The 3008-nt window shown below is 25.2% G+C and carries 3 protein-coding genes; 1 reads left to right on the forward strand and 2 read right to left on the reverse strand.

What is annotated here, in order from left to right; translation table 11 throughout:
* Nucleotides 1-187 precede the first annotated feature (187 nt).
* Both CLTHE_RS16935 and CLTHE_RS14990 read right to left on the reverse strand, forming a co-directional pair.
* Nucleotides 188-343: a hypothetical protein gene (locus CLTHE_RS16935; RefSeq protein ID WP_002597338.1), complete on the reverse strand. Its 156-nt coding sequence runs from the start codon at nucleotides 341-343 to the stop codon at nucleotides 188-190.
* A 111-nt stretch (nucleotides 344-454) separates the two neighbouring features.
* Nucleotides 455-2635, reverse strand: a complete 2181-nt coding sequence (locus CLTHE_RS14990; RefSeq protein ID WP_080024109.1) for a DNA topoisomerase III — start codon at nucleotides 2633-2635, stop codon at nucleotides 455-457.
* A 181-nt stretch (nucleotides 2636-2816) separates the two neighbouring features.
* Between CLTHE_RS14990 and CLTHE_RS16975 the strand changes: the two genes are divergently transcribed.
* A partial coding sequence (locus tag CLTHE_RS16975; protein WP_143324096.1) for a hypothetical protein occupies nucleotides 2817-3008 on the forward strand: 192 nt, incomplete at its 3' end.

Genomic DNA, 3008 nt, shown 5'->3' on the forward strand with positions numbered 1-3008 from the left:
ATTTTAACACATTATAATATTTTCTATATTAATATAAATTTCTAAAGTTAATTATAACATATGATTATAATTATATAATTCACATCCATTTACAAATTTATTTAAATAAACATTATTTAAACTATTAAAAAATACTTTAAAATAAAAAGCTCTATTTTATTTAATAAAATAGAGCTTTTTATTTTAATTAATTTATATGGTCACTTTGGAAACCTTCACGTTTAATTGAATGTTTTTTAGCTGTTCTATTATGATTTTTTCCTTCTTCACTAGTTATTGGTGTTTGATAATTACATTTTTCCATTCTAGCTCTTTTATTATCTGGTTGACTATCTTTTGCCATACTATTTCACCTCCAAGTAAGTCTCAAAATTAGTATTTCTAAAAACTAATAAATTTATTAGAAGAAAAATAAGCCATTATTCTTAACTATGTTAGAATAATGGCTTTATCTTTATTTAAAATCTTTTAAAAGTGCTGCAAATGGATTATTTATATCTTCATTTGCTTCTTTTTTCATCTTTTGCATTATTTTATTTACTTCTCTTTTATTTACTTTATCATTCTTTTCAAATCTCTTTTTAAATTGAGATTCTTTTTCTCTAAAGTTACAGTTTGCTCCAGGACATACATATATTTTTCCATCTCCTGAACCTCTAAGTTCTAATCTCTTTTTACATTCAGGACATCTTGCATTTGTTATTCTTGAAATATTTTCTCTATGCCCACATTCTCTATCTTGGCATACATACATTTCTCCTTGCTTTCCTTTAACTTGAAGCATATATTTTCCGCATTTAGGACATTTCTTTCCTGTTAAATTATCATGATGGAATTTACTTTCTGCAAGTTTTACATCTTCAATAAGAGCTACTGTATAATTTCTTATTTCCTTTAAGAATTTATTTGGATCCTCTTTTCCTTTACTTATAGCATCAAGTCTTCTTTCCCATTCTGCTGTTAATAATGGTGATTTTAAATCTTCTGGAACAAGTTCTATAAGTTGCTTTCCTTTTGATGTTGGATAAATATCTTTTCCTCTTTTTTCTATAACAAATGAATTAAATAATTTTTCTATAATATCTGCTCTAGTTGCAACTGTTCCAAGTCCACCTGTTTCATTTAAAGTTTTAGCTGAAGCTTTATCTACATTAATGTATTTTTGTGGATTTTCCATTGCTGATAAAAGAGTTGCTTCGTTAAATCTAGCTGGTGGAGTTGTAAAATTCTTTTTAACTTCTACATTTTTAATTTGTAGAGATTCTCCTTTATTTATAACAGGTAATGTTTGCTCCTTTATATCATCTGAAGACTCATCCTCATCTAACTTTTCATAAAGTCTTTTCCATCCCTTTTCTTTTTCAACTTTTCCCTTAGCAATAAGTTTTTCTCCATTAGCTTCTCCCTCTAATGTAGTTTCTACATAAACATAAGCATACATAAGATGACTTAAAAATCTTTTTACTACTAAATCATAAACTTTTCTTTCTTCTGAACTTAAAAGAGCTAAATTTCCTCTTTCTTCTGTTGGAATTATAGCATGGTGATCTGATACTTTTGAATTATCTACAAAACTTTTATTTCCTTTAATATCTTTTTTCATAAGATTTTCGCAAATTGCTCTGTATTCTCCAACTCCAACTGCTTTTATTCTATCTTTAAGTGTTCCTACTATATCTGTAGTAATATATCTTGAATCTGTTCTTGGATATGTTAAAATTTTATAGTTTTCATATAATCTTTGCATTATATTTAAAGTTTGCTTTGCAGAGAATCCCCAAAGTCTATTACAATCTCTTTGAAGTTCTGTTAAATCATAAAGAGCTTTTGGATAAGCTTTTTTATCTTTACTATTTACATTTACTATATTTATATTTGAACCTTTAAGTTTCATTTCAATTTTTTTGCTAAACTCTAAATCAAATATTCTTCCATTGTTATCTTTATTTACCCAAGTAAAATTACATTTATCTGATTTTACAGTTATAGTATGATATTCTTTAGGTTTAAAGTTTTTAATTTCTTCTTCTCTATTTACTATAAGACTTAAAGTAGGAGATTGAACTCTTCCTGCTGAAAGTTGTGCATTATATTTACAAGTTAGTCCTCTAGTTACATTAAGTCCTACAAGCCAATCAGCTTCTGCTCTACATTCTGCTGCTCTAAAAAGATTATTATATTTATTTCCATCTTTTAAATTATTGAATCCTTCTAGTATTGCTTTATTTGTTTGAGATGATATCCAAAGTCTTTTTATCTTTTTTTTAGATCCTGCTTTTTCTATAATCCATCTAGCTACAAGTTCCCCTTCTCTTCCAGCATCTGTTGCAATTACTATCTCATTTATATCTTCTCTATTAATTAATTTTTTTACATTATAAAATTGCTTTGACGTTTTTTTTAATACTACAGTTTTCATATGTTTAGGTAACATAGGTAAACTTTCCATATTCCAATCTTTATATTTATCTCCATATCCTTCTGGGTCTTGAAGTCCAACTAAATGTCCTAAAGCCCAAGTTACTACATATTTATTTCCTTCTATATAACTTCCTTTATTATTATTACATTTTAATACTCTTGCTATATCTCTACCAACTGATGGTTTTTCTGCTAAAACTAATATTTTACTCATAGTTTAATCCTTTCAAAATTTTAATTTATTTCTTATCTTTTCTTCTATTATATTCTATATTTAAATTTATACAAAACTTATATATTTTTATAAAAAAAACCTATATTAAAATACTTTATTTTCCATTAAATTCATTGTAAAATATAGTTAAAATTTACTTTTATTTGTCGAGGTATTGTTTATGAGAAATTTAAAATTATTATTCTTTATATGTTTTTTATTTATTTTTATTCCTAGTGATATTGCTTTTGGTAATGAAAATAAATCTGTTATTATCTTAAATCCTAAATTAGATTCCGAATTTTGTAAAAAACTCATAGAAGGAATTTCATTAAATTTTTCAGAAAATAATATAAATATAATTCCTTATATG

The sequence above is a fragment of the Clostridium thermobutyricum DSM 4928 genome (assembly GCF_002050515.1).
Lineage (GTDB): Bacteria > Bacillota > Clostridia > Clostridiales > Clostridiaceae > Clostridium > Clostridium thermobutyricum.

Excerpts from the sequence above, each read along its gene's own strand:
- CLTHE_RS14990 (WP_080024109.1), bottom strand. The coding sequence starts at position 2,635 with ATGAGTAAAATATTAGTTTTAGCAGAAAAACCATCAGTTGGTAGAGAT.
- CLTHE_RS16935 (WP_002597338.1), bottom strand. The coding sequence starts at position 343 with ATGGCAAAAGATAGTCAACCAGATAATAAAAGAGCTAGAATGGAAAAA.